The organism is Pseudomonas petrae (assembly GCF_021728295.1).
GTDB classification, from domain to species: domain Bacteria; phylum Pseudomonadota; class Gammaproteobacteria; order Pseudomonadales; family Pseudomonadaceae; genus Aquipseudomonas; species Aquipseudomonas petrae.
This window is the reverse complement of record NZ_JAKJXE010000035.1, coordinates 1-1,156: the sequence shown is the minus strand read 5'-3', so window position 1 is coordinate 1,156 and position 1,156 is coordinate 1. Positions and strand designations below refer to the sequence as shown.

Genomic DNA, 1,156 nt, shown 5'->3' with positions numbered 1-1,156 from the left:
TGTGGTGGTCAACTAATTCCGGACACCTCGATAGGTGGTGTCGACGCCATCGTCCGTTCGTAAACGGTCGGTGGCAGGTACCCCAGTTTCGAGTGCAGCCGCTCGTTGTTGTAATACCCAACGATGTATTGAGTGATGTCGCGTATCGCTTCGCCATGGTTGGCGTAATTGCGCCGCCATACCCGCTCCATTTTCAGGCTCAGGAAGAAGCGTTCCATCACCGCATTATCCCAGCAGTTACCTTTACGGCTCATGCTTTGCTGCATGTTCTGTCTGGCCAGCAGCGATCTGTAGATCGCGCTCGCATATTGGCTTCCGCGATCGGAGTGGGCGATCAAGCCAGGTGGTGGCTGACGCTGCGCGACGGCCATCTGCATCGCGCTGCACACCAGCTCTGCATGCATGTTAGCGGCCATCGCCCAGCCCACCACCTTGCGTGAGAACAAGTCCAGCACGACGGCCAGGTAGAGCCAGCCGCTGTGCGTTCGTACGTAGGTAATGTCGGCGACCCAGGCGGTATTCACAGCATGCGGTTCAAACTGACGGTTCAACACATTCTCGGCGATCGGCAAGTCATGTTTGCTGTCAGTCGTATGCACAAATTTGCGCTTCCAGGCCGAGCGCAAACCATGGGCTCGCATCAGGCGGCGGACTTTATAAAGGCCTATTTCCATGCCCTTCGCCCGCAGAGCCTTGCTTAACGGGCGGCTGCCAGAGCAGCCGTCGCTTGCGGCAAACGCTGCCTTGAGCTGCGCAACAACGGGACAGCTGAGCCGGGCAGGCATTTGTTCACGCTTCCGGGCTTCGTAAAAACCTGATCGACTGACGTTCAGTAAACGACAGACATGCGCCACCGAATAAGCCTTCTGTTGCAGTTGCCGAACCAACCGATACGTCACTTCAGTTCGCGGGCAAAGAAGGCGGTAGCCTTTTTTAAGATGTCGTTGTCCGTCTTGAGCTGCCGGTTTTCCTGCTCCAGCTGCCGAATGCGCTGCTGCTCAGCCGTCAGCGGGTTTCCTATCCCGGCCTGGCCCAACTGTTCAGCGTCGTATTGGCGGATCCACCGTCGTACGGCCGTCTCACCGAGATTCTGGTCCTGGCAAACCTGCGGGACGGTCAGCCCTTGGTCCTTGACCATCTTCACGACTTCCAATTT

General features: G+C 57.4%; 1 protein-coding gene. It reads right to left on the bottom strand.

The genetic code is table 11. From position 1 onward, the window contains the following. Positions 1-8 precede the first annotated feature (8 nt). Positions 9-1,156 (bottom strand): IS3 family transposase gene (locus tag L4G42_RS26000; protein WP_237260045.1). Its coding sequence is split into 2 segments (ribosomal slippage), with 1,149 coding nucleotides annotated over them: positions 9-928 and positions 928-1,156; the frame shifts between segments, so codons are not numbered across the junction. This gene is flagged as partial in the annotation.